The sequence below is a fragment of the Xanthomonas sp. 10-10 genome (assembly GCF_040182365.1).
Lineage (GTDB): Bacteria > Pseudomonadota > Gammaproteobacteria > Xanthomonadales > Xanthomonadaceae > Xanthomonas > Xanthomonas arboricola_F.
The window spans coordinates 929,034-950,253 of the sequence record NZ_CP144460.1; the positions used below are offsets into that span (position 1 = coordinate 929,034).

Below are 21,220 nucleotides of genomic sequence, written 5' to 3' on the forward strand. Positions count from 1 at the left end.
ACGGGGTGCGCGGCGTTCCCTCCGATCAGAAAGGTTCGTTCATGCGCAAGTCCACTGTGGGTTGTATCGATCGTTCCATGCGCATGCCGGTCTGTGCGTTGTTGCTCAGCACACTGCTGGCTGCGTGCGGAAAAGAGGCTCCGCCGGCACCGGCATCCGACGCGGCGCCACCACCGGCCGCCAGCGCGCCCGTAGCGGCGGCCGATGCCACCGCGCCACCTCCGTCCGCAGCTGCACCCGCGGCAATGCCCAATCCGGCCGCAGGGCCCGCGCCCGACCCGGCCACGCCAGCCGCACCGCCGGCCACGGTGACGCCGATTGCGAAGGGGCCGGAGGTCAAGGTTACGCCTGAACTGATTGCCGAAGGCAAGAAGATCTATTTCTCTGCCGGCTGCAACGCCTGCCACGGCGGCACCGGGGGCGGTGGCATGTGCCCGCCGCTGACCAACGACATCTGGGTCTACGGCAGCGATGACGACACCCTGCGCACGCTGATCAGCGAAGGCACCGCGGCCATGATCACGCACGGCAAGACCCGTATCGGGCACGAAAAAGTCGTGGGGCAGATGCCGCCGTTCGCGCCGGTGCTCAAGCCGGGCGACACCGAAAAACTGCTGGCTTTCATCCATTCGATCAACAAGACCGCGGGCAAGGCGCAATGAAGCAAGGCGCACTGCGCTCGGCACCCGGTCGCTGGCAGCGCGCCTGTGCGGTGATTGCATCGGGCGCGTTGCTGCTGATCGCCGGTTGCCAGCGCGATGCTGCTGCCCCGGCAGCCACAGCGTCCGCGTCTGCGGCTGCATCCAGCAGTGCGGCACCGGCGCCGTCAGCGGTGTTGGCCTACGTGCCCAACCAGCGCAGCGGCACGGTGTCGGTGATCGACACCGGCACCGATACGGTGGTGCGCACCCTCACCGCACAAGGCCAGCTCGGCAAGCGCCTGCAACAGGTGTTGCCCGGCCCGCAGGGGCACCTGTATCTGATCGATGCCGAGCACCACCGTTTGATCGAACTCGACACCGCCAAGGACGCGGTATTGCGGCAAGTGGACATCGGCGAAAACGCCGAAGGCATCGCGCTGTCGCCGGATGGCAAGCAGTTTGCGGTGTGCGTGGAAGGGCAGAATCAGGTGATGCTGATCGACGCGGCGCAGTTCCGCGTGCAGCAGGTCATCGCCACGCGTGGGCAGGCGCCGGAGCATTGCGCGTATACCCCCGATGGGCAATGGCTGCTCACCAGCAACGAAGGCTCCAACGACATGGACATGATCGAGCTGGCCACGCATCAGTCGCGCGGTGTGGTCGCCACCAGCGGGCATCCCCGCGGCATGGCGTTCGCACCGGACGGCCGCAGCGTCTATATCGCGCAGGAAACCGCCAACGTGGTGGATGTGATCGACCTGCAGACCCGCACGCGCCGTGCCAGTCTGCCGGCCGGCGTGCGCACCGCCGGGGTGACGCTCTCGGCCGACGGCACGCGGTTGTACGCATCCAACGGCGGTGCCGGCACGGTCAGCGTGATCGATACCGGCAGCGCGCGCAGCCTGGCCGAGATCGCGGTCGGATTACGGCCCTGGAATCCGGCCCTCACGCCGGCCGGCGACAAGTTGTATGTGGCCAATGGACGCTCCAACACGGTGAGCGTGATCGATACCGGCAGCTTGCGCGAACTCAAACAGATCCCTGTCGGCGAACTGCCGTGGGGCGTGGTCATCGCGCGCTGAGCGGCGGCCATGCCCAGACGCGCCGGGGAGGCGGGATGAAGACACGCGCTGCGGTGGCCTGGGGGCCGAATCAACCGCTGAGCATCGAAGAGGTGGACCTGCAGCCGCCGCGCCCCGGCGAAGTGCTGGTGCGGCTGGTTGCCACCGGCATCTGCCACGGCGATGCGCATGCGCTGGCGCACGGGCATGCGAGCAGCTTTCCGGCAATCCTGGGGCAGGAGGGCGCGGGGATTGTCGAAGACGTGGGCATTGGCGTGACCAGCGTGCGTGCCGGCGATCACGTCATCCCGCTGTACATGCCCGAATGCGGCGTCTGCAAGTTCTGTCGCTCCGGCCGCACCAATCTGTGCCAGGCGATTCGCAGCAGTCAGGAGCGCGGCCTGATGCCAGATGGCAGCAGCCGGTTTTCGTTGAACGGGCGCCCGATCCTGCACCACATGGGCACCAGCACGTTTTCCGAATACACCGTGTTGCCGGAGATAGCGGTGGCGCGCATCCATCCGGACGCGCCACTCGACCAGGCCTGCCTGCTCGGTTGCACGGTCACCACCGGTGTAGGCGCAGTGCTCAACAGCACGCATGTGCGGCCCGGCGATTGCGTGGCGGTGTTCGGGTTGGGCGGGATCGGCTTATCGGTCATCCAGGGCGCGGTGTTGGCGCAGGCCGGGCGCATCATCGCGGTGGATATCGACCCGGGCAAATTCGCCCTGGCACGCGCGCTGGGCGCCACCGATTGTCTGGATCCGCGCGACTACGGCGCGCCGATCCAGCAGGTGATCGTAGACCTCACCGATGGTGGTGCCGACCACAGCTTCGAATGCGTTGGCGATGTCGGCGCGATGCGCGCGGCGCTGGAGTGCTGCCACAAGGGCTGGGGCGAGAGCGTCATTCTCGGCGTGGCCGACGATGCCCAGGAAATCAGCACCCGCCCATTCCAGCTGGTCACCGGCCGGGTGTGGCGTGGCAGCGCGTTCGGCGGCGTGAAGGGGCGCAGCGAGTTGCCCGGTTACGTAGAGCGTTATCTGCAGGGCGACATCCAGCTGGCGCGGCTGATCACCCGCACCCTGGCATTGGACGACATCAATCAGGCGCTGGCGGATCTGCGCGCGGCGCGCGGCATCAAATCGATCGTGAGGTACTGAAGGAGACGACATGAGGTTGACACATCACCTGCCGAGGTATCGCAGCACACCGCCGTTTCACGCCGCAGGCCATGGCCGCGACCCATTGCAACGGCATCGGCTTGCCTGCGCATGTGCAGCGCTGCTGTGCGCCGGCACGATCGGCACCGCAAGGGCAGACGACGCGCCGCAAGTCACCTGGCTGGATCGTATCGAAGTCACTGCCACGCCCATCCCCGGCACCACCATCGATGCGGCGCAACTGCCGTACATGGTGCAATCGGCGACCACTGCGGAGTTGTCGCGCGGGCGCAGCAACAACCTCGGCGATCTGCTGCAACGCCGCTTTGTCGGTGTGGATGGCAACGATGTGCAGGGCAGCGCCTTTCAGAACGACCTCACCTTCCATGGTTTTCGCGCATCGGCATTGCCGGGCGCCTCGCAAGGCGTGTCGGTCTATCTGGATGGCGTACGCGTCAACGAACCGTTCGCCGATATCGTCAGCTGGGACATGCTGCCCGAATCGGCCATCACCGCGGTCACCCTGATGCCCGGTTCCAACCCGTTGTTCGGGCCGAACACGCTCGGCGGTGCGGTGGTGCTGTCCACCGCATCCGGACTCACTGCGCCCGGATTGCAGGGCGAACTCAGCATCGGCAGCGGCGCGCGCAAGCGGCTGGACGCCAGTTATGGCGTGGCCGGTGGCGATGGCTGGCATGGCTTTATCGCAGTCACCGGCTTCGACGAAAACGGCTGGCGCGATGCGTCCGAAGGACGCCTGGGCACGGTGTTCGGCAAGCTCGGCCGGCAAGGCGATGACACCGACTGGAGCCTGTCGCTGCTGCACGGGCGTAGCCGCCTGATCGGCAATGGGCTGCTGCCCGATACCAGCTACACCGACGAAGGACCCGAGCCAGGCTTGTACCGTGCCGACCGCCGTGCGGTGTACACCTCGCCCGATCTCACCCGCAATCGCAATACGCTGCTGACGGCGCAGCTGGACCACCGGTTCGATGCGGACACCGCGCTGCATGCGCTGGCGTACTCGCGGGCTGGCCGGCGCGACACCGTCAACGGCGACATCGGCGAAGACTACGAAGAATTCGTCGAAGAATGCGCCTCTGGCTACGCCACCGACGGCAGCGCGCTGGACGCCGATTGCGAGGTGACGCGCGCCGATGCCGATGCGCTGCATACCGGCGCCCTCAATACCACCCAGATGCGTCAGCAAGCGCAGGGGCTTGCGATCAACCTTAGCAAGCAATGGGCGGCGCATGCGCTCAGTGCCGGCGTCACCTTCGACCGCGGCCATGTGCGTTACCGGCAATTCGCCCGCGATGGCTGGGTGCAGCCGGACAGGTCGGTGCTGGCAGACGCCGACGCCGAGCGCGCGTTCTTCTCTGGCGTGCGCGGCAGCACCAAGACGCTGGGTGCGTTTGTCGCAGACACCTGGGAACTGGACGCCGCCACCCACCTCACCGCCGCGGTGCGCTGGAACCGGGTGGTGGTGGACAACATCCTGTCCACCGCCGAGGACGGCGACCGCCCACGCGAGCGCTTCGTCTATGCCAAGGCCAACCCGTCGCTGGGGCTCACCCATCGGCTGGAGTCCGGCCTCACCGTGTATGGCTCGGTGGCGCAGAACACACGCGCGCCGACCGCCATCGAGCTGGGTTGCGCCGACCCCACCCAGCCGTGCCGGCTGCCGACCGGCCTGCAGGCCGACCCGCGCCTGGAGCAGATCGTCTCGCGGACCGTCGAGCTGGGCGCGCGCTGGTCGCCATGGGCCGACAGCAACGCGACGGTGTCGGTGTACCGCGCCGACAATCGCGACGACATCCTGTTCTTGCGTGCGCCGGATACGCAGCTGGGCTATTTCGATAACGTCGGCCGCACCCGCTATCAGGGCGTGGACGCTGCGCTGCACCTGCGCAGCGGCGATTGGCAATGGTCTGCCGGGTACAGCTATCTGGACGCGACCTACCGCAGCAGCGGCGAACTGCTGTCCGGCGAACGCGTGATCACGTTGCGGCCCGGCTTGCGGATCGCCGCGCTGCCCCGGCATAACCTCAAGCTCGGCGTGGAATGGCAGCGCGATGCGCTGACCCTGGGCGCCGGCGTGCGTGTGGTGTCCGGACGCGTGGCCAGCGGCAACGAGGATGGGCAGGTCGACAATGCCGAGGACGGCGAGCCGGCACCCGAGCGCATCGACATCGGCACCGCCGGCTATGCGTTGGTCGACCTGCAGGCGCGTTGGCAAGTCAGTGACCGGCTATCGCTGTTTGCGCGCGTCGACAATGTCTTCAACCGCCGCTACGCGACCTATGCGGCTGTGGCCGAAGACGTGTTTCCCGATGGCGAACTGGCGCGCCCGCAAGATGCACCAGTGGAAACCGGCCCTGCCCGTTTTCTCGCGCCGGGCGTACCGCGGCAGTATCTGATCGGGTTGCGTTGGGCGTTATGAGTTGGGCTGAGATTGGGGATTGGTGAGTCGCAACGGGTGAGCCAAGAACCGCGCTTGGCGTGATCTGGATGGTCCCAAGCCGCGCTGGTCGAGGGCGCGATGCCCTCACCGCTCGCCGGGACACGCCGCGAACCATCTCCGGGGACTCGGTGGCGGCATCCATGCCGCCACACGGTCCCGCAATCGGTGAGGACACCACACCAGAGAGTGAGTCGGTGGTCGTATGAAAAGCTGCCTGTTACCCGGGTTGAATCGGGAAGCTGATCGGACGCGATGCTATCCGAACAACACATCTCATGCTCAGCGCGCAACCCTGCGTCCCGACCATCTCGACAGGTCCTTGCCCGCCCACCGTCGCGGGACCTTACGCGGCATGGATGCCGCGTAAGAGCTTACAGGGACGTACTTGCAGCGTGTCCCGCGACGGTGGGCGGGCAAGGGCCTTGCAGCAAACTTGAAGCGTCGAGGGCGCGGTGCCCTCACCGCTTGTAGGACACGCCGTAAACCCGTCCCTGGGGACCGTGTGGCGGCATCCATGTCGCCAACGGTCCCGCAAGCGGCGAGGACACCGCACCAGACAGATTGCTGGCAGCTTTACTGAAAATCCTGCACACCGACCATCTCGACAGGTCCTTGCCTGCCTATCGTCGCGGAACCTTACGCGGGTTGGATGCCGCGTAAGAGCTTACAGGGACGTACTTGCAGCGTGTCCCGCGATGGTGAGCGGGCAAGGGGCCCTGCAGCAAAGCCACAGATCATCCGCTCCGCAATCGCGGCATGTACGTAGTGCCTGCCGCACCGAGCAACAGCGTTGCCCGGCTGATGGCGAAGAAGGAGTTTTTTGAGCGCTCCAAGTACCAGCGCTGAGAGACGCTGCCTTGGCTTTTACGAATCCCCAATTTCCAATCCCGAATCACCGCTCCCGATCAGCCCGTATCCAACCCATGCTTGCGCAGCTTGCGATACAGCGTGTTGCGGCTGATGCCGAGTGCGTCGGCGGTGCGGCTGACATTCCAGCGATGGCGCTCGAGTTGTTGCTGCAACACCAGGCGTTCGGCCTGATCCAGGGCCACCCGGCCCGGCATGTCGTCGGCGGCGACTGCGCGCGCATCGACCAGGCACGGCGCGCTGCCGGCATCGACGATTTCCTGCGGCAGGTTCGGCAGGCGGATCACGCCGTCGCTGCACAACACTGCCGCCGTGCGCAGCACATTGCGGAGCTGGCGCAGGTTGCCCGGCCAGGCGTAGCTGAGCAGTTTGTGCATCGCCTCTTCGCTGATGCGCACGCTGTGCTCTGCGTTTTCTTCGCGCAGCAAGGTGCGGATCAACTCGGCTTTGTCGCTACGCTCGCGCAGCGGAGGCAGATGCAATACCACGCCGTTTAGCCGGTAGTACAAGTCCTCGCGGAACTCGCCTGCGGCCACGCGTTGCGCCAGGTCGCGATGGCTTGCGCTGATGACGTGCAGCTCCAGCGGCACTGCACGTTCGCTACCCAGCGGAGTGACGCATTGTTCTTCCAGCACACGCAGCAGGCGGCTCTGCAAGGGCAGCGGCATATCGCCGATTTCGTCCAGAAACAGCGTGCCGCCGCTGGCCTGCAGCAATTTGCCATGCCGCCCTTCGCGCGCGGCATCGGTGAATGCACCGCGCGCGTAGCCGAACAACTCGCTTTCGATCAACGCTTCCGGAATGGCGGCGCAATTGATCGCGACAAATGCGCCGCTGGCCCAGGGCGAACCACGGTGCACCGCCTTGGCGAACTCCTCCTTGCCGGTGCCGGTGTCGCCACGCAGCAGGATCGAGACGCGATGCGCTGCCAATTTCAGCGCATTGGCGAGGTTATGGCGCATGCGCGGGTCCGAGCCAACGTGTTCGCCGGGTTGCAGGTCCGAATCCGGTGCGCCCTGCGCCGGCCCGCCTACCGCCGGTAGCGCCGGGCGCGCACGTGGCGGGCGCACCAGCGCATAGAAGCGCCGCCCGTGGCAGGCGCAGCGGATCGACCACAAGGTGCCTGCGTCGCTGCCGGCACGGTGTTCGATGGTGTCGAAATCAAGCTGCATCACCTGCGAGATGTCGCGGCCCACCAGCTGGCTGCGGTCGATCTTGCCCAACTGCTCCAGTACCGCCTCGTTGACCGCCAGTACGCGGCCGTCGGCCCCGATGGCGATCAGCGCTTCATGCAACAACCCGGCGAATTCAGGGCGGCTATGAAAGCGCAGGATGAAGGCGTGGCCGAATTGATTGAGGAAATGCGAGCGCGAAATCTGCGCGGCCGACATGCTCACCAGCGCCACGGTGTGACGCTGGATCTGCTTGCTGTCCTGCGCGTTGGGGCTGGACGCATCCAGCACCGCCAGCAGCCCGCCGTGCGGGTCCAGGATCGGCGCGCCGCTGCACGACAGCGGCAGGTGTCGGGTCAGGTAGTGCTCGCCGCGATGCACGCTGACGGCGGTGCGCTCGGCCGCGCAGGTGCCCAGGCCATTGGTTCCCTGATGGCATTCGGCCCAGCTGGCCCCGCACAGCAGCCCTGCCTGGCGAAACTCGCGCAGCAGTGTGGAGTCGTGCACGCTGTGCAGCACGGTGGCCTCGGCATCGCCAAAGATCACCGCGTACCCGCTGCCCGCGATCTGCTCGTACAGGTTTTCCATTTCCACCTTGGCGATACGCAACACCTCGCCCAGGCGCTGCTGGCGCTCGCGCACATGCAGGGCGTCGTGCACCAACGGCTCTGGCGTCGCCTCGGGCAGCAGCGCGTAGTCGTCCAGACAGCGCCGCCACGATCGCGACAGCGGCGCCGCCAATGGCGCAATGTCGCGCAGCCGTCTGATCTGCCGGAGCACATCCGGTTCGATCTCCGGCAGGGTGATGGAGGAAGCGGCGACAACGCTTGGCTCGGACATGGGCCAGCGTTCCTCAGTGGGCGCGAAGCGTCAGTAAAGGCACAAACCGGACGTATGCTCAAACCGCATTGCAGCAAACTGCAACGCGCGGCGTGCCGGACAAGCTCTTCAGGCTGGCGGCCAGGGCGTTTGCGGCGCGGCGGCGGCCGCTGGCGCGCGTCGTTTCCAGGACGGCTGACATGCCCTTGTTGGCGGCGTGAGAAGGCGACGGTGGCGCCCAAGGCGCATGGTTTGCGCGCCAACGGCGCAAGGGCAGGCCGGGGCGGCGTGTGGGCTGGAGCGAAGGTGTGTTTCGACGCGTGTGTGCCGGCCGGCCGCATCACAGGGCGCGCGAACCCTCATCCGCCCCTGCGGGCACCTTCTCCCGGCGGGAGAGGCAGCGTGCGGTGGACGGCTCGCGTTACCGACCCGGGCCGGGCACGGCACAGGGAGCGCAGACGAGCGTGCGGTGCGCAGCTGAGCTGTCGCACCGGTGTCGCTCAGCACCGCTCAGAGCGCGTAACCGACCTGCTGCTTGAACTGTTGGTTGAATTCGGCGAAGTCGAAGCGCTGGTTGTGGGTGCCGGGGTGTTCCACCTTCAGCGCATCCCGGGGTTCCTACCCGGAATCAGGGCGGCAGTGACGCACAAACTAGGCCTGGGCTCGAACCGAAGTTCAGCAAAGCCGGCCTTGGGGATCGGTGGTGCGCGCCAGGAGCGCAACCGTGGGGGCAAGGTCGCCGCGCAGGCCGTCAGGCGGCCTTGCCCGCGCGGCTGCCGATCGGTGCGATCCCGGCCCGGCTCCTGCCGTTTCTAGGCCATCGCAGGGCCGCCGCGGGCGGGCTCGTCCATGCCGCGTTCCAGCTCGGCTTGTCTGCCTTGTTGCAGCTCCTTGCCGATTGCCAGGTTCGCCGCCTGCAGCTTCTGGTCCGATTGCTCAACCGGGGTGTTGAGCGCCTGTTCCACGTTCACCGCGGCGCGCTTGTGCGCTGGATCGCCCGGGTCGCCCTGCACGACGAACAGGTGGCCATTTTTGCCCAGCGTCACGTGGTCCGCGCGGTCCAGCGCGTTGGACGCAAGCGGGAAGTCGTTGTGCGCAGAGGTCCCGCGGTTGTCCCGGCATGCGGCCAGAGCGGCCCGGCTCAATCGCTCGCTGGTCTCGTCGTACGGCTTGCCGAGATCTTTGTCGATCTTGCCGACGCCGTCGCGGATCTGGTTGAGCAGGGTGTGGTTCTGGTGGTCCGGATCGTTCGGATTCGCCGGCGCCGCACGCTCTGGCGCCGGTTCCGTCGAGGACGGGGTGTCCTGCGCGTTACGCCGCTCGCGCATCTGCGCCGGGGTCGGCACATGCAGCAGCGTTTCGGTCTTGCCGTGCTTGCTCACCTGCAGGTCCACGCTCTGGTCGGCATTGCCGACGCGCTTGACGTCGCCGTGCTCCACCGCGCTCCACTTGCCGCCGACGAAGGCCGTGCCGTGACCGTTGCCGTCGAAGACCACCAGATCGTTATCCGCACCGAACAGGCTGGACGACTGCGCGGACACCTTGCCGCCATTGTTCTTGAGGTTGTAGCCGAAGGACGCGTCCTGATCGAGCGCGCCGATCAGCTTCGGCGCCTGCCCGTTTTGCAGGAACAGGGTCTTGACCGCGTCGTACTGGTGGCGTGCGTCGGGATGGGCGATGTCGTTCTTCAGGTCGATCGGGCTGCGCAGCGGATCGGCGGCGACCGCGTTAAATGCGTCGTGCAGTGGGTTGCCCGGCTGTGCCGCACGCAGCTTGTTGAATACCTCGGTGCCGGCGAGCGCATGATGCACCCCGGTCTCGATGTAGTCGGGAACTTCCTTGCCGTCCTTGATCTTGTTCGGCAGCATCGCATCGACCTTGCTCACCACGTCGTCGACGCTGGCCAGGCTGCCGTCCTTGATCCCGTTGATGATTTTCGGGTACTGGCCCTTGCCTGCCTGATTTTCCAGCTTCATGACCACGGTGGCGAACTTTGCCTGGTCGTCGAGGCTGGCATTTTTGTAGAGGTCGGTCTGTTGCAGCTGGTGCAGCGCGCCGCCCGGGTCCTTGTTGCCGTCGCCCGGACGCAAGAGGCGCTCGACCTGCGTCCGGTCGTGGTCGTGTACAAAGCTCACGCCGGCATCGGAGGCCAGGAACTTGTTGAGGTTGCCGCGCACCGTCTCGTCCAGCGCGCGATTGTTGTCCGCCTTGATGGCCTTGCCGTCGCGCTGCAGGTCGGCGGTGGTTTGGGTCTTCTCGCTCTCCGACAGCGCCAGGCTCGGCGTCTGCTTGGCGGCCCAGGTTTGGTAGGCGGACACCAGGTCTGTGGCCACCTCCGGATGCGCGCCGAAGTCGGTCTGCAGCGTGCCGATAGTGAAGCCGCTGTTCCCCACCGGCGTCATCTTGCCGTTCGCGGTGGTGCCGGCGAAGGACAGGTGGTAAGCCACGTTCTTGGGGCCGATGCTGCCTTCGGACGACACGCCGATGGCGAAATACGCCAGCGTCTTCAGTTCGGTGTCACTCAACTGCGGCTTAGCCGCGATCGTGCTGTTGCTCGGGTCTGCCATGTCCGTTCTCCTTAACGTTATCAAACCCTTGGGGCGGCGATCCGCGCTAGCCCGCCGCGCCGTGCCCGCAGAGTTTGAGGTTGGTACGCGCGGCGCGGATCACTCCCAGGTAATCGTCGACGATGGCCGGACTCATGCCGTCGGCGATGGCCTCGTCGCTGCGGTTGGCGTCGCCGCGATAGGGGGCCAGTGCCTGCAGGCATTCCGCATCGTCGCCGAGCCTGTGCTGGGTGATCGCATAGTCGTTGCGGATCGCGCCTTCGTCGCTGAAGCTGGAGGTCGCCAGGCAGCTGCGGTAGAGCGGCGCCAGCGTCGCCTCTGCTTTCGCGTAGTCCTTGCGGTCGTAGAGCGACTGGAACGCCGTGCGCGTGCGCTGCACGGCGGTCGGCTCGCAGGCTGCCGCCAGCGGCAGGTAATCGCCCTCGAAGCTGCCGTTGCCGCCGCAATACTCCCGGCAGGCGTGCTCGCTGCCGGTCGCGGCACGGATCGCGGCACCGGCGCCGGTCTTGGCGATCTCCAGGGTGCAGGTTCCTGGCTGGTCCCCGTCGTACACCGCCGCTTGGGTGCCACGCAGCTTGCCGCTGAAGCTGCAGCTGGCATCGGCATTGAGCGTTTCCAACGAGAAGCCGGAGGTGCCTTGCGTATCGGGTTCTATCGTGAGCTGACCCCAGCCGTGCTCGGTGGCGTAGTGGCCGGGCGCAGGCATGGTGGCAGCAGCGGCGGGCGGAGCGGTGGCACGGCTGGCGTCGACGGAAGCTGTCGCAGACGGGGAAGCCGACTGCGCCGCCTGCCCGGAGTTGCCGCATCCGCACAAGGCGGCGATGCACAGCGCCAGGCACAGGCGGACGGCGTTCTTGGCCGAGGTCAGGCGTCCGCTGGACGGAACAAGCGCATTTACCACGGCATCCTCCACTGACGCGAATGCCGCGAGCCTATGCCTGACACAGGCGGCCCGGCAAGCGGCTGCCCGACTGTTCGCTCGGCGCGCTCCGCGCCGCCCTTACAACGCGTAACCGAACTGCTGCTTGAACTGGTCGTTGAATTCGGCGAAGTCGAAGCGCTGGTTCTGGGTGCCGGGGTGTTCCACCTTCAGCGCGCCCATCAGGTTGCCCATGCGCCCGATGGTCAGCCAGTCGTAGTTGTGCTGGATGCCGTAGATCAGGCCGGCGCGGAACGCATCGCCGCAGCCGGTGGGGTCGACCACGCGGCGCTCGTGCGCCGGCGGAATGTCGTAGGTCTTTTCCGGCGTATGCACCAGCGCGCCCTTCGGGCCCTGCGTGGTGATATAGGCCTGCACGCGCGAGACGATGTCCTTCTCGTTCCAGCCGGTGCGTTCCTGCAGCAGGTTGGACTCGTAGTCGTTGACCACCACGTAGTCGGCCTGCTCGATGAACTCACGCAGCTCCGGTCCGTTGAACAGCGGCATCGCCTGGCCGGGATCGAAAATGAAAGGAATGCCACCGGCAGCGAACTCTTCCGCGTTCTGGATCATGCCTTCGCGCCCGTCCGGGCCGACCAGGCCCAGGGTCACGCCCGGCACGTCGCGCACGTGATTCTCGTAGCTGCGCATCATCGCGCCCGGATGGAAGGCGGTGATCTGGTTGTTGTCGTGGTCGGTGGTGATGAACGCCTGCGGGGTGAACAGGTCGTCGATGATCTTCACCCGCGACAGGTCGATGCCCAGGGTTTCGAAGTGTTCGCGGTACGGGCCGAAATCCTGGCCCACGGTGCCCATCGGAATCGGCGCGCCGCCGAGCAGGTGCAGGTTGTAGGCGATGTTGCCGGCGCAGCCGCCGAACTCGCGGCGCATGCGCGGGACCAGGAACGACACATTCAGGATGTGCACCTTGTCCGGCAGGATGTGGTTCTTGAACTGGTCCGGAAACACCATGATGGTGTCGTAGGCGAGGGAACCACAGATCAGTGCGGACATCGAGTCAGGCCTTTGCGTAAGGAAATACCCGCCAGTTGCCGGCATGGCGGCGGGACGGCGCCAACGCCGCGGCGCAAAGGGTAACGGCTGTGATCGATCAGGGCCACAACCACGTGCCATGCCCGGCGTGACCGCCACATGAAAACCGGGCCGGAATCACCGATTTTTCCTTGCCCGCACCGGGGGGGATTGCTAGGCTAGCGGACTTCGTTTTCTGCCCAAAATTTCGCCAGTCTGGCGGCGGGCACGCGACTTACCCAGGAACAACTCCCTCGATGTTCAAGAAACTGCGCGGCATGTTCTCCAACGACCTGTCCATCGATCTGGGCACGGCCAATACGCTGATCTACGTGCGCGGACAGGGCATCGTGCTGAACGAGCCATCGGTGGTGGCGGTGCGTCAGGACCGCGCCATCGGCGGTACGCGCTCGGTGGCCGCCGTTGGCGCCGAGGCCAAGCAGATGCTCGGCCGCACCCCGGGGCACATCACCACCATCCGCCCGATGAAGGATGGCGTGATCGCCGACTTCACCTACACCGAAGCAATGCTGAAGCACTTCATCAAAAAGGTGCACAAGTCGCGCTTCCTGCGCCCCAGCCCGCGCGTGCTGGTGTGCGTGCCGGCCGGTTCCACCCAGGTGGAGCGCCGCGCGATCAAGGAATCTGCGGAAGAGGCCGGTGCGCGCGATGTGTACCTGATCGAAGAACCCATGGCCGCAGCGATCGGCGCCGGCATGCCGGTGACCGAGGCGCGCGGCTCGATGGTCATCGACATCGGCGGCGGTACCACCGAAGTGGCGGTGATCTCGCTCAACGGCATCGTCTACTCGCAATCGGTGCGCGTGGGTGGCGACCGTTTCGACGAGTCGATCACCAACTACGTGCGCCGCAACCACGGCATGCTGATCGGCGAGGCCACCGCCGAGCGCATCAAGCTGCAGATCGGTTGCGCCTACCCGCAGGACGAGGTGCAGGAGATGGAAATCTCCGGCCGTAACCTCGCCGAGGGCGTGCCGAAGATGATCAAGATCAACTCCAACGAAGTGCTCGAAGCGCTGCACGAGCCGCTGTCGGGCATCGTGTCGGCGGTCAAGCTGGCGCTGGAGCAGACCCCGCCGGAACTGTGCGCCGACGTCGCCGAGCGCGGCATCGTGCTCACCGGCGGCGGCGCGCTGCTGCGCGACCTGGACCGCCTGATCTCCGAAGAAACCGGCCTGCACGTGCAGGTGGCCGACGACCCGCTCACCTGCGTGGCCCGCGGCGGCGGCCGCGCGCTGGAGCTGGTGGACATGCATGGCAACGAGTTCTTCGCGCCGGAGTGAGGCGTTCGGAATCGGGAATCGGGAGTGGGGAATCGTGAAAGCATTCCCCGCCTGCGGTCCTGAGCGGTTGCGACGCGGTCCCGCCCATGTGAGTTTTCGCCTCAACCGTCTCGGGGACAGCCGACTGCTCCCCGATTCCCCATTCCCGATTCCCCATTCCCGGCCCTGAAAGTGCCCTCCTACGCCGGTCCTCCCGTCGCCTCCCGTCCGGGCGAAGTCACCTCCACGCTGCGGCTGCTGGTCTATCTGGTGCTGGCGATCGTGCTGATCGCGCTCGATAGCCGCGGCAGCTGGCTGAGCCAGCTGCGGATGCAGGCCAATCTGCTGATCCAGCCGATCTGGGCGGTGGCCGGGTTGCCGGGGCGGATCGGCTCGCAGGTACGCGACAACGCCGCCACTCATGCGCAATTGGTGGAGGAAACCCGCGACCTGCGCAACCAGCTGCTGGTGGCCAATGCGCGCCTGACCCGGCTGCAGACCGCCGCGCTGGACAATGCGCAGCTGCGCGAGCTGCTCAACGTCGCCGAGCGCCGCGGCCTGGACGTGCAGCTGGCGCCGATCCTGGATATCGACCTGGACCCGACCCGGCAGCGTCTGCTGCTGGATGCCGGCAGCCGCGATGGCGTGCTGATGGGCCAGGCGGTGATCGATGCCGGCGGGCTGATGGGCCAGGTGATCGAAGTGACCCCGCTGCATTCGACCGTGCTGCTGCTGACCGACCCCGACCACGCGGTGCCGGTCAGCGTTGCGCGCAACGGCGTGCGCCTGATCGTCTATGGCCGCGGCGACCGCCTGGAACTGCGCGACATCCCGCTCAGTGCCGGCGTGCAGGTGGGCGATGAAATCGTGACCTCCGGCCTCGGCGGCCGCTTCCCGGCCGGCTTCCCGGTCGGCAAGGTGTCCGAACTGCATCCGGACGACACCCACGCCTTCCTGGTCGGCGAACTGACCCCGGCCGCCAAGCTCGATCGCGGCCGCGATGTGCTGCTGCTGCGCGCCGGCAAGCCGTTGCGGGTGGTGCCGGGAGTCGGGAATGGGGAATCGGGAATGGGGAGTGGCAACAGCAACGGCAACGCCGCTGCGCCGGTAAATGCGCCGGTGACCGCGACACCACGCACTCCGGCGGCCGACGGCTCCAACGCAGTGGTCGATCCAGCCCGTACGGCAGCGGACATCGAGACCGCGCCCGGCTCACAACGGACGCCGGCACCTGCCGCGTCCGGCGCCTCCGGCGCGCAGCCAGCAGGGGTGGGGACTGGCGACTCGGGAACCAGGAACGGCAGCAGCGCGCCAGCGGGTCGGGCGCCAACCACCGCACCGACGCGTGGCGCTGCCTCTAACGATTCCCGACTCCCGATTTCCGATTCCCGCCCGGCGTCAACGCAGGGCTCGCGGGCGTCGGTAAATGGACAATCGGGAACAGGCAACCGCAACGCCTCACCGCCGCGGAGCACCGCTCCTGCCGATTCCCGACTCCCGACTCCCGATTCCCGTCCGGCTCCGCAGGAGACGGACCAATGACCCGCATGCGCAACACCTGGATCCTGCCGGTGAGCCTGTTCATCGCGCTGGTGCTGGGGCTGCTGCCGTTGCCGGCGGTGGTGCAGCCGCTGCGTCCGTACTGGGTGGCGCTGGTGCTGGCCTACTGGGTGATCGAGGAACCGGATCGGGTGGGCCTGGGCGTGGCTTTCGTGGCCGGCGTGCTGGCCGATCTGCTGTACGGCGGGCTGCTGGGCGAGCAGGCGCTGCGGCTGGTGATCATGACCTTCATCCTGCAGCGCTTCCGCGCGCGGATGCGCTTCTTCCCGGTCTCGCAGCAGGCGCTGGCGATCGGCGGGCTGCTGCTCAACGACCGCATCGTGTCTTCGGCGGTGCATCTGGCGATCGGCGAGCCGACCCTGCCGTGGAGCTACTGGTGGGCGCCGTTGCTGGGCATGGCGCTGTGGCCGCCGCTGTTCGTGTTGCTGGATGCGCTGCGCCTGGGCAAGCGGAGCAAGAAGTAGCCCATGCACGGTCGGCGTCAGCCCAAGAACCCGCATGCCGAGGCCGAGCAGTTCCGCCGGCGCGCGGTGCTGGGGTTCGTGATGGTGGTGATCTGCCTGGTCGGCCTGGGCGGCTGGTATTTCAAGCTGCAGGTGCTCGACCACGAGGTCTACGCCACCCGCTCGGAAGCCAATCGCATCAAGCCCAAGCCGGTGGTGCCCGGGCGCGGCATGATCTACGACCGCACCGGCCGGCTGCTGGCCGAGAACGTGCCGGCGTTCCGCCTGGACGTGACCCCGGACAAGGTTGCCGACATGGACGCCATGCTGGCCGCGCTGGGCAAGGTGATCCCGATCGCGCCGGAGGACCTGGAGCGTTTCAATCGCGAGCGTCGTGCACGCCGCAGCTTCCTGCCGGTCACGCTCAAGCTACGCATGAGCGATGAGGAAATGGCGCGCTTTGCGGTGGAGCGCTGGCGCTTTCCCGGGGTGGAGCTGGAGCCGTATCTGACCCGGCGCTACCCCTACGGACCGTTGTTCGCACACATCATCGGTTACGTCGGCCGTATCGATGAAAAAGACCTGGCGGTGCTGGGCGAGGGCAATGCCGCGCTCACCCATATGGGCAAGTCCGGTCTGGAGCGCTATTACGAACAGGACCTGCGCGGGCAGGTGGGCTACGAGCAGGTCGAAACCAATGTGCAGGGGCGGGCGATCCGCACCGTCGGCCGGGTCGCGCCGCAGTCGGGTGCGGACTTGCGGCTGTCGGTGGATGCCGACCTGCAGCGCGCGATGGTGGCCGCGTTCGGCGAGCACGAAGGTGCGGCGATCGCGATGGACCCGCGCACCGGCGAGATCCTGGGCATGGTCAGCCTGCCCAGCTACGACCCCAACCTGTTCGTCAACGGCATCTCGCATACCGACTTCAAGATGCTCAACGACAACCCGTCGCGGCCGCAGTTCAACCGGCTGGTGCTGGGTGGCGTGGCGCCGGGCTCCACGCTCAAGCCGCTGATCGCGCTGGCTGGGCTCGATAGCGGCCTGCGCCGGCCGGAAGACCGTGTGCTCTCCACCGGCATGTTCTACCTGCCCGGTGTCAGCCGCGGCTGGGGCGACTCGCACCGCGGCGGTCACGGCTGGACCGACCTGCGCAAGTCGATCGCCCAGTCGGTCAATACCTACTACTACCGCCTGGCGGTGGATATGGGTATCGAGCGCTTTGACCAGTACATGGGCGGCTATGGGTTCGGCGCGCCCACCGGGGTGGACCTGCTGGGCGAAATCGGCGGCATCCTGCCGTCGCCGGCCTACAAGTACAAGACCCGCAAGGAGCGCTGGTATCCCGGCGACACCGTCAACATCGCCATCGGCCAGGGCGACTGGAAGGTGACTCCGTTGCAGCTGGTACGCGGGGTCTCGGCGATCGCCGGCGGCCTGCTGCTGCGTCCGCATCTGGTGCTGGAGCAGCGCACCGGCTTCGACCACCCCTGGCAGCCGATGATCCAGCCGCCGGGCAAGCCGATCAGCCCGAGCGCGGCGCATCTGCAGGTGGTGCGCGAGGGCATGATGGACACCATGCGCCCCGGCGGCACCGGCTATGCGATCACCCCCGGCGCGCCGTACCAGATGGCCGGCAAGACCGGTACCGCGCAGGTGGTCAGCCGCAAGGGCGTGGCCGCGGTGGACCCGCGCAGCCTGCCGCTGCATCTGCGTCACCGTGGCCTGTTCGTCGGCTTCGCGCCGGCCGACAACCCGGTCATCGCGGTGGCGGTGGCAGTGGAGGGTGGTGGTTTCGGCACCAGTTCGGCCGCGCCGATCGCCCGCAAGATCTTCGACGCCTGGCTGCTGGGCAAGATGCCCGCGGGCCTCCTGCCGTTGGACAGCGAGCTCGGCATGACCGCGGTGGCCATCAACCAGTTCGAGTCCGGCGCCACCGATGCACGTGCGGCCGGCGATGCGGCAGCCGCCACGCTGGAAGAATTGCCGGTGGTGATCGGCCAGACTGCGGTGGCGCTGGATCCCACCACGCCCGCGCAGCCGGTGGTGCCGGATGTGCCCGATGCGGTGCAGGAGACCGATCATTGAGTGACATCCTGCGCTGGTTGGTGGACATGGCCGCGCGCTTCACGCGCAGCCTGGACTGGGTGCTGTGCCTGGCGCTGGGCGCGCTGATGGTGATCGGCCTGTCGGTGCTCAAGAGCGCCGGCGGCGCGGCCAACGGCGATCACCTGGTGATGGCGCAAGGCGTTCGCTTCGTCATCGGCATCGCCGCGATGTGGGGCATTTCGCGCATGTCGGTGCTGCGCCTGCGCGCCTGGACGCCTTGGGTGTATGGCCTATCGATGCTGCCGTTGCTGGCGGTGTTCGCACTGGGCACCGGCAAATACGGCCGCCAGTGGCTGGATCTGAAAGTGTTCTACCTGCAGCCGGCCGAGCTGCTCAAGATCAGCCTGCCGATGATGGCGGCCTGGTATCTGCACCGCATGCCGCTGCCGCCGCGCATTTCCACCGTGTTGGTCACCTGCATGATCATCGGCGTGCCCACCGCGCTGATCATGCTGCAGCCGGACTTCGGCACCGGCGTGTTGATTGCGGCAAGCGGCGTCTTCGTGCTGCTGCTGGCCGGCCTGCCATGGTGGTGGGTAGCGGTGGGCCTGGGCGGCGTGTCGGCGGCGGCGCCGGTGGCCTGGTTCTGGTTGCTGCGGCCTTACCAGAAGGATCGCATCATGATGTTCCTCAACCCCGAAAACGACGCGCTTGGCGCCGGCTGGAACATCATCCAGTCCAAGATCGCCATTGGCTCTGGCGGCTTGGATGGCAAGGGTTGGGGGCTGGGCTCGCAATCGCATCTGAACTTCATTCCCGAACAGACCACCGATTTTGCGTTCTCGGTGCTCAGCGAAGAATTCGGCTGGATCGGCGTGGCCACCGTGCTGACGCTATATCTCATCGTCATCGGCCGCTGCCTGTGGATCGCCTCGCAGGCGCGTGACACCTATTCGCGCCTGGTTGCCGGCGCCACCGGCCTGGCCTTCTTCGTGTACGTGCTGGTCAACGGCGGCATGATCTCCGGCCTGCTTCCGGTGGTTGGCGTGCCGATGCCGTTGATGAGTTACGGCGGCACCTCGGCGGTGTCGTTGCTGGCCGGATTGGGCCTGGTGATGGCAGTGAAGACGCACCGACCGGTGCATGGATATTGAGGCCTCGTGTCAGTTGCAGCGCTGCGTTGTACCGGCGCAGCTGACGCGCCAGCGGCATGCGTGGCAGTGCAACCCTGATCGATGCGTCACGCGTGTGTCAGTGCGCCGGCCAAGCATCGATCACCCCGCGTTTTGCGCGCTGCATTGCAATGACGACACAGCGATGCAGGCTGACTTCGCGCGCGCGGCGTTTGGTTCGCTCGCGCTCTGCACGCGCGGGGCGTGCTCCGTAGAGTCCGCCACGCCGCTGCAGTGATGGCGGCCGCGTCGCGTTGCCTGTGCAGGTGCGCGCCATTTCTCTTTCGGGTGCCTTTTCCATGAAATTGCTAACCGCCGCCATCGGCGGTGTCTGTCTGCTGCTGTCCGCGCAGGCCAGTGCCGTCACCTTCGCCACCGGCGATACCCGCACTGTCGCGCAACCCACCATCCCAGCCACGTGTTCGCCGTCCCTGAAGGCTGGGCTGACGCCGACCGGGCGTCAATTCGATGATGCGACCGAGCGCTCGCCGCCGGATACCAGGACCATCCAGGCCGCGCTCAATGCCTGCAAAAACGGCAGCGTGCTGCTGACCGGCGGCAGCGGCAACGCATTTCTGACCGGCCCGCTGACCATTCCCAGCGGCGTAACACTGGTGGTCGACCAGGGCGTCACCTTGTACGGCTCACGCAATCCGGCCGACTATGGCAGCGGCTGCGGCGTGGCAGGTTCCAAGAGCGGCGGCTGCGCGCCGCTGATCAGCGTCAAGGGCGTCAAGTCGGGCGTGATGGGCATCCGAACCGGCGGGCGTCAGGGCACCATCGATGGCCGCGGCGATCTGACCATGCTGGGCAAGAGCACCAGCTGGTGGCAGTTCGGCGAAAACGCCAAGGCGGCCGGTCAGGTACAGAACAGCCCGGATCTGATCAAGGTGCAGAACTCCACGGCGTTTACGCTGTACGACATCAACTTGATCAATGCGGCGTACTTCCATTTCTTCGCGCATATTGTCGATGGCCTGACCATCTGGGGCGTACGGGTGAAATCGCCGGCCACCAGCCCCAACACCGATGGCCTGGACCTGGACAGCGTGACCAACGCCAGTCTGGTCGACAACGATGTGATGGGCGGAGACGACTGCGTGGCGATTAAGACCATCGCCTCCAAGTCCGGCAACATCACCGTGCGCGACAACCGTTGCTACGGCACCCACGGCATCTCGATCGGCAGCGAAGTGATGTTCGGGGTCAACAATGTGCTGGTCGACAACAACGTCATCACCGCCACCGACGATGCCGGCAACCGCAGTACCGACAACAACGGGCTGCGCATCAAGACCAGTATCGTCAAGGGCGGCCCGGTCAGCCTGGTCACCTACCGCAATACCTGCCTGTTCGGCGTGACCAGTCCGCTGGTGATCAACCCGTTCTATGCGTCCGGTAGCGGCGGGACCAAGCCCAGCTTCAAGGAGATCGTCGTCAACGGCTTGCGCACCACAGCCGATGTCGGGCTCAAGGGCAAGGGGTGGATCCTGAAAGGCTTTGATGCGCAGACACCGTTGGACCTGGTGCTGGCCAATCTTGCGACAGGCAACAAGGCCGTCGCTGCCAGCGACGCACAGATCGGGCTGGTCAACAGTGACCTGACGCCGACCGGTACCGGTGTCACCACCGGCCCGGTGCAGGTGAGTGGTGCCATCCCGACCTGCTCGACGGCACCGCGTTTCCCGGCGTTGTGATCCATCGGGCGCGGCCGGCCTCCGGGCCGCGCTCGATCTTCTGCCTTTTCCCCGGCATGCTGCGGCGCCGATCGGTGCCGGCGCGTTTTGCGCCTTCGCCGATCGGTTGAACCGACGGGGCGGGCTGCTGGGCCATGCTGAGACATCGACGATCAGTACCACGCCTGTAGATTGGCGAACCGATACACCAGATGCTTGTCGATGAAGGCGATCAACACCGGCAACACGTCGGTGACGCGGCGCAGCTCGGCGTCGCTCAACGCCACTGCGGCGCGGCCTTCGGCGAGCTCGGCCATCTGGGCGCGGATCACGAA

15 protein-coding genes are annotated in these 21,220 nt (G+C 66.8%); 10 read left to right on the forward strand and 5 right to left on the reverse strand.

Translation table 11 applies throughout. From position 1 onward, the window contains the following. Positions 1-5 precede the first annotated feature (5 nt). The 4 genes from VZ068_RS03920 to VZ068_RS03935 are packed head-to-tail and all read left to right on the forward strand — an operon-like array spanning position 6 to position 5,308. Positions 6-662 (forward strand): c-type cytochrome, encoded by a 657-nt coding sequence (locus tag VZ068_RS03920; RefSeq protein WP_349656967.1) that lies wholly within the window; start codon positions 6-8, stop codon positions 660-662. Next, a complete protein-coding gene (locus tag VZ068_RS03925; protein WP_259155281.1) occupies positions 659-1,723 on the forward strand; it encodes a beta-propeller fold lactonase family protein in 1,065 nt (354 codons plus the stop codon). The genes VZ068_RS03920 and VZ068_RS03925 overlap by 4 nt, the downstream gene beginning before the upstream one ends. Positions 1,724-1,758: 35 nt before the next feature. Continuing rightward, positions 1,759-2,865, forward strand: a complete 1,107-nt coding sequence (locus VZ068_RS03930; RefSeq protein WP_349656968.1) for an S-(hydroxymethyl)glutathione dehydrogenase/class III alcohol dehydrogenase — start codon at positions 1,759-1,761, stop codon at positions 2,863-2,865. Positions 2,866-2,875: 10 nt separating this feature from the next. Next, positions 2,876-5,308: a TonB-dependent receptor gene (locus VZ068_RS03935; protein ID WP_349656969.1), complete on the forward strand. Its 2,433-nt coding sequence runs from the start codon at positions 2,876-2,878 to the stop codon at positions 5,306-5,308. 926 nt (positions 5,309-6,234) lie between these two features. On the opposite strand, the gene VZ068_RS03940 is transcribed toward VZ068_RS03935, so the two are convergent. The 4 genes from VZ068_RS03940 to VZ068_RS03955 form a co-directional block, all read right to left on the reverse strand. After that, positions 6,235-8,208: a sigma-54-dependent Fis family transcriptional regulator gene (locus VZ068_RS03940; RefSeq protein ID WP_349656970.1), complete on the reverse strand. Its 1,974-nt coding sequence runs from the start codon at positions 8,206-8,208 to the stop codon at positions 6,235-6,237. Between the two features lie 791 nt (positions 8,209-8,999). Then, positions 9,000-10,754 carry an XVIPCD domain-containing protein gene (locus tag VZ068_RS03945; protein ID WP_349656971.1) on the reverse strand — a complete coding sequence of 585 codons (1,755 nt, stop codon included), beginning with the start codon at positions 10,752-10,754 and terminating at the stop codon, positions 9,000-9,002. Positions 10,755-10,800: 46 nt separating this feature from the next. Beyond that, a complete protein-coding gene (locus tag VZ068_RS03950) occupies positions 10,801-11,328 on the reverse strand; it encodes a hypothetical protein (RefSeq protein WP_349657644.1) in 528 nt (175 codons plus the stop codon). 426 nt (positions 11,329-11,754) lie between these two features. Then, complete coding sequence (locus VZ068_RS03955; protein WP_005990298.1) at positions 11,755-12,687, reverse strand: carbohydrate kinase family protein; 933 nt, start codon at positions 12,685-12,687, stop codon at positions 11,755-11,757. A gap of 275 nt (positions 12,688-12,962) precedes the next feature. Between VZ068_RS03955 and VZ068_RS03960 the strand changes: the two genes are divergently transcribed. The 6 genes from VZ068_RS03960 (at position 12,963) to VZ068_RS03985 (ending at position 20,906) form a co-directional block, all read left to right on the forward strand. Then, entirely contained in the window at positions 12,963-14,009 is a 1,047-nt protein-coding gene (locus VZ068_RS03960) for a rod shape-determining protein (RefSeq protein WP_003482734.1), read from the forward strand. Between the two features lie 171 nt (positions 14,010-14,180). Continuing rightward, the gene (mreC, locus tag VZ068_RS03965) at positions 14,181-15,530 is read left to right on the forward strand and encodes a rod shape-determining protein MreC (protein WP_349656972.1); all 1,350 of its coding nucleotides are present in this window, start codon (positions 14,181-14,183) and stop codon (positions 15,528-15,530) included. Beyond that, a complete protein-coding gene (gene mreD, locus VZ068_RS03970; protein WP_259155271.1) occupies positions 15,527-16,012 on the forward strand; it encodes a rod shape-determining protein MreD in 486 nt (161 codons plus the stop codon). Before mreC ends, mreD begins: the two co-directional genes overlap by 4 nt. Positions 16,013-16,015: 3 nt before the next feature. Then, positions 16,016-18,076, forward strand: coding sequence for a penicillin-binding protein 2 (gene mrdA, locus VZ068_RS03975; protein WP_349656973.1), 2,061 nt, complete (start codon positions 16,016-16,018; stop codon positions 18,074-18,076). Next, the gene (gene rodA / locus VZ068_RS03980) at positions 18,073-19,191 is read left to right on the forward strand and encodes a rod shape-determining protein RodA (RefSeq protein ID WP_259155268.1); all 1,119 of its coding nucleotides are present in this window, start codon (positions 18,073-18,075) and stop codon (positions 19,189-19,191) included. The genes mrdA and rodA overlap by 4 nt, the downstream gene beginning before the upstream one ends. 317 nt (positions 19,192-19,508) lie before the next feature. Next, on the forward strand, positions 19,509-20,906 hold the full coding sequence (locus VZ068_RS03985) for a glycosyl hydrolase family 28 protein (protein ID WP_349656974.1): 1,398 nt from the start codon (positions 19,509-19,511) through the stop codon (positions 20,904-20,906). Positions 20,907-21,058: 152 nt separating this feature from the next. Here VZ068_RS03985 and VZ068_RS03990 read toward each other — a convergent pair whose 3' ends face one another. After that, a complete protein-coding gene (locus VZ068_RS03990; protein WP_349656975.1) occupies positions 21,059-21,217 on the reverse strand; it encodes a hypothetical protein in 159 nt (52 codons plus the stop codon). Positions 21,218-21,220: the final 3 nt, after the last annotated feature.

Excerpts from the sequence above, each read along its gene's own strand:
- VZ068_RS03925 (WP_259155281.1), top strand. The coding sequence starts at position 659 with ATGAAGCAAGGCGCACTGCGCTCGGCACCCGGTCGCTGGCAGCGCGCC.
- VZ068_RS03930 (WP_349656968.1), top strand. The coding sequence starts at position 1,759 with ATGAAGACACGCGCTGCGGTGGCCTGGGGGCCGAATCAACCGCTGAGC.
- VZ068_RS03935 (WP_349656969.1), top strand. The coding sequence starts at position 2,876 with ATGAGGTTGACACATCACCTGCCGAGGTATCGCAGCACACCGCCGTTT.
- VZ068_RS03940 (WP_349656970.1), bottom strand. The coding sequence starts at position 8,208 with ATGTCCGAGCCAAGCGTTGTCGCCGCTTCCTCCATCACCCTGCCGGAG.
- VZ068_RS03945 (WP_349656971.1), bottom strand. The coding sequence starts at position 10,754 with ATGGCAGACCCGAGCAACAGCACGATCGCGGCTAAGCCGCAGTTGAGT.
- VZ068_RS03955 (WP_005990298.1), bottom strand. The coding sequence starts at position 12,687 with ATGTCCGCACTGATCTGTGGTTCCCTCGCCTACGACACCATCATGGTG.
- VZ068_RS03960 (WP_003482734.1), top strand. The coding sequence starts at position 12,963 with ATGTTCAAGAAACTGCGCGGCATGTTCTCCAACGACCTGTCCATCGAT.
- mreD (WP_259155271.1), top strand. The coding sequence starts at position 15,527 with ATGACCCGCATGCGCAACACCTGGATCCTGCCGGTGAGCCTGTTCATC.
- mrdA (WP_349656973.1), top strand. The coding sequence starts at position 16,016 with ATGCACGGTCGGCGTCAGCCCAAGAACCCGCATGCCGAGGCCGAGCAG.
- VZ068_RS03985 (WP_349656974.1), top strand. The coding sequence starts at position 19,509 with ATGAAATTGCTAACCGCCGCCATCGGCGGTGTCTGTCTGCTGCTGTCC.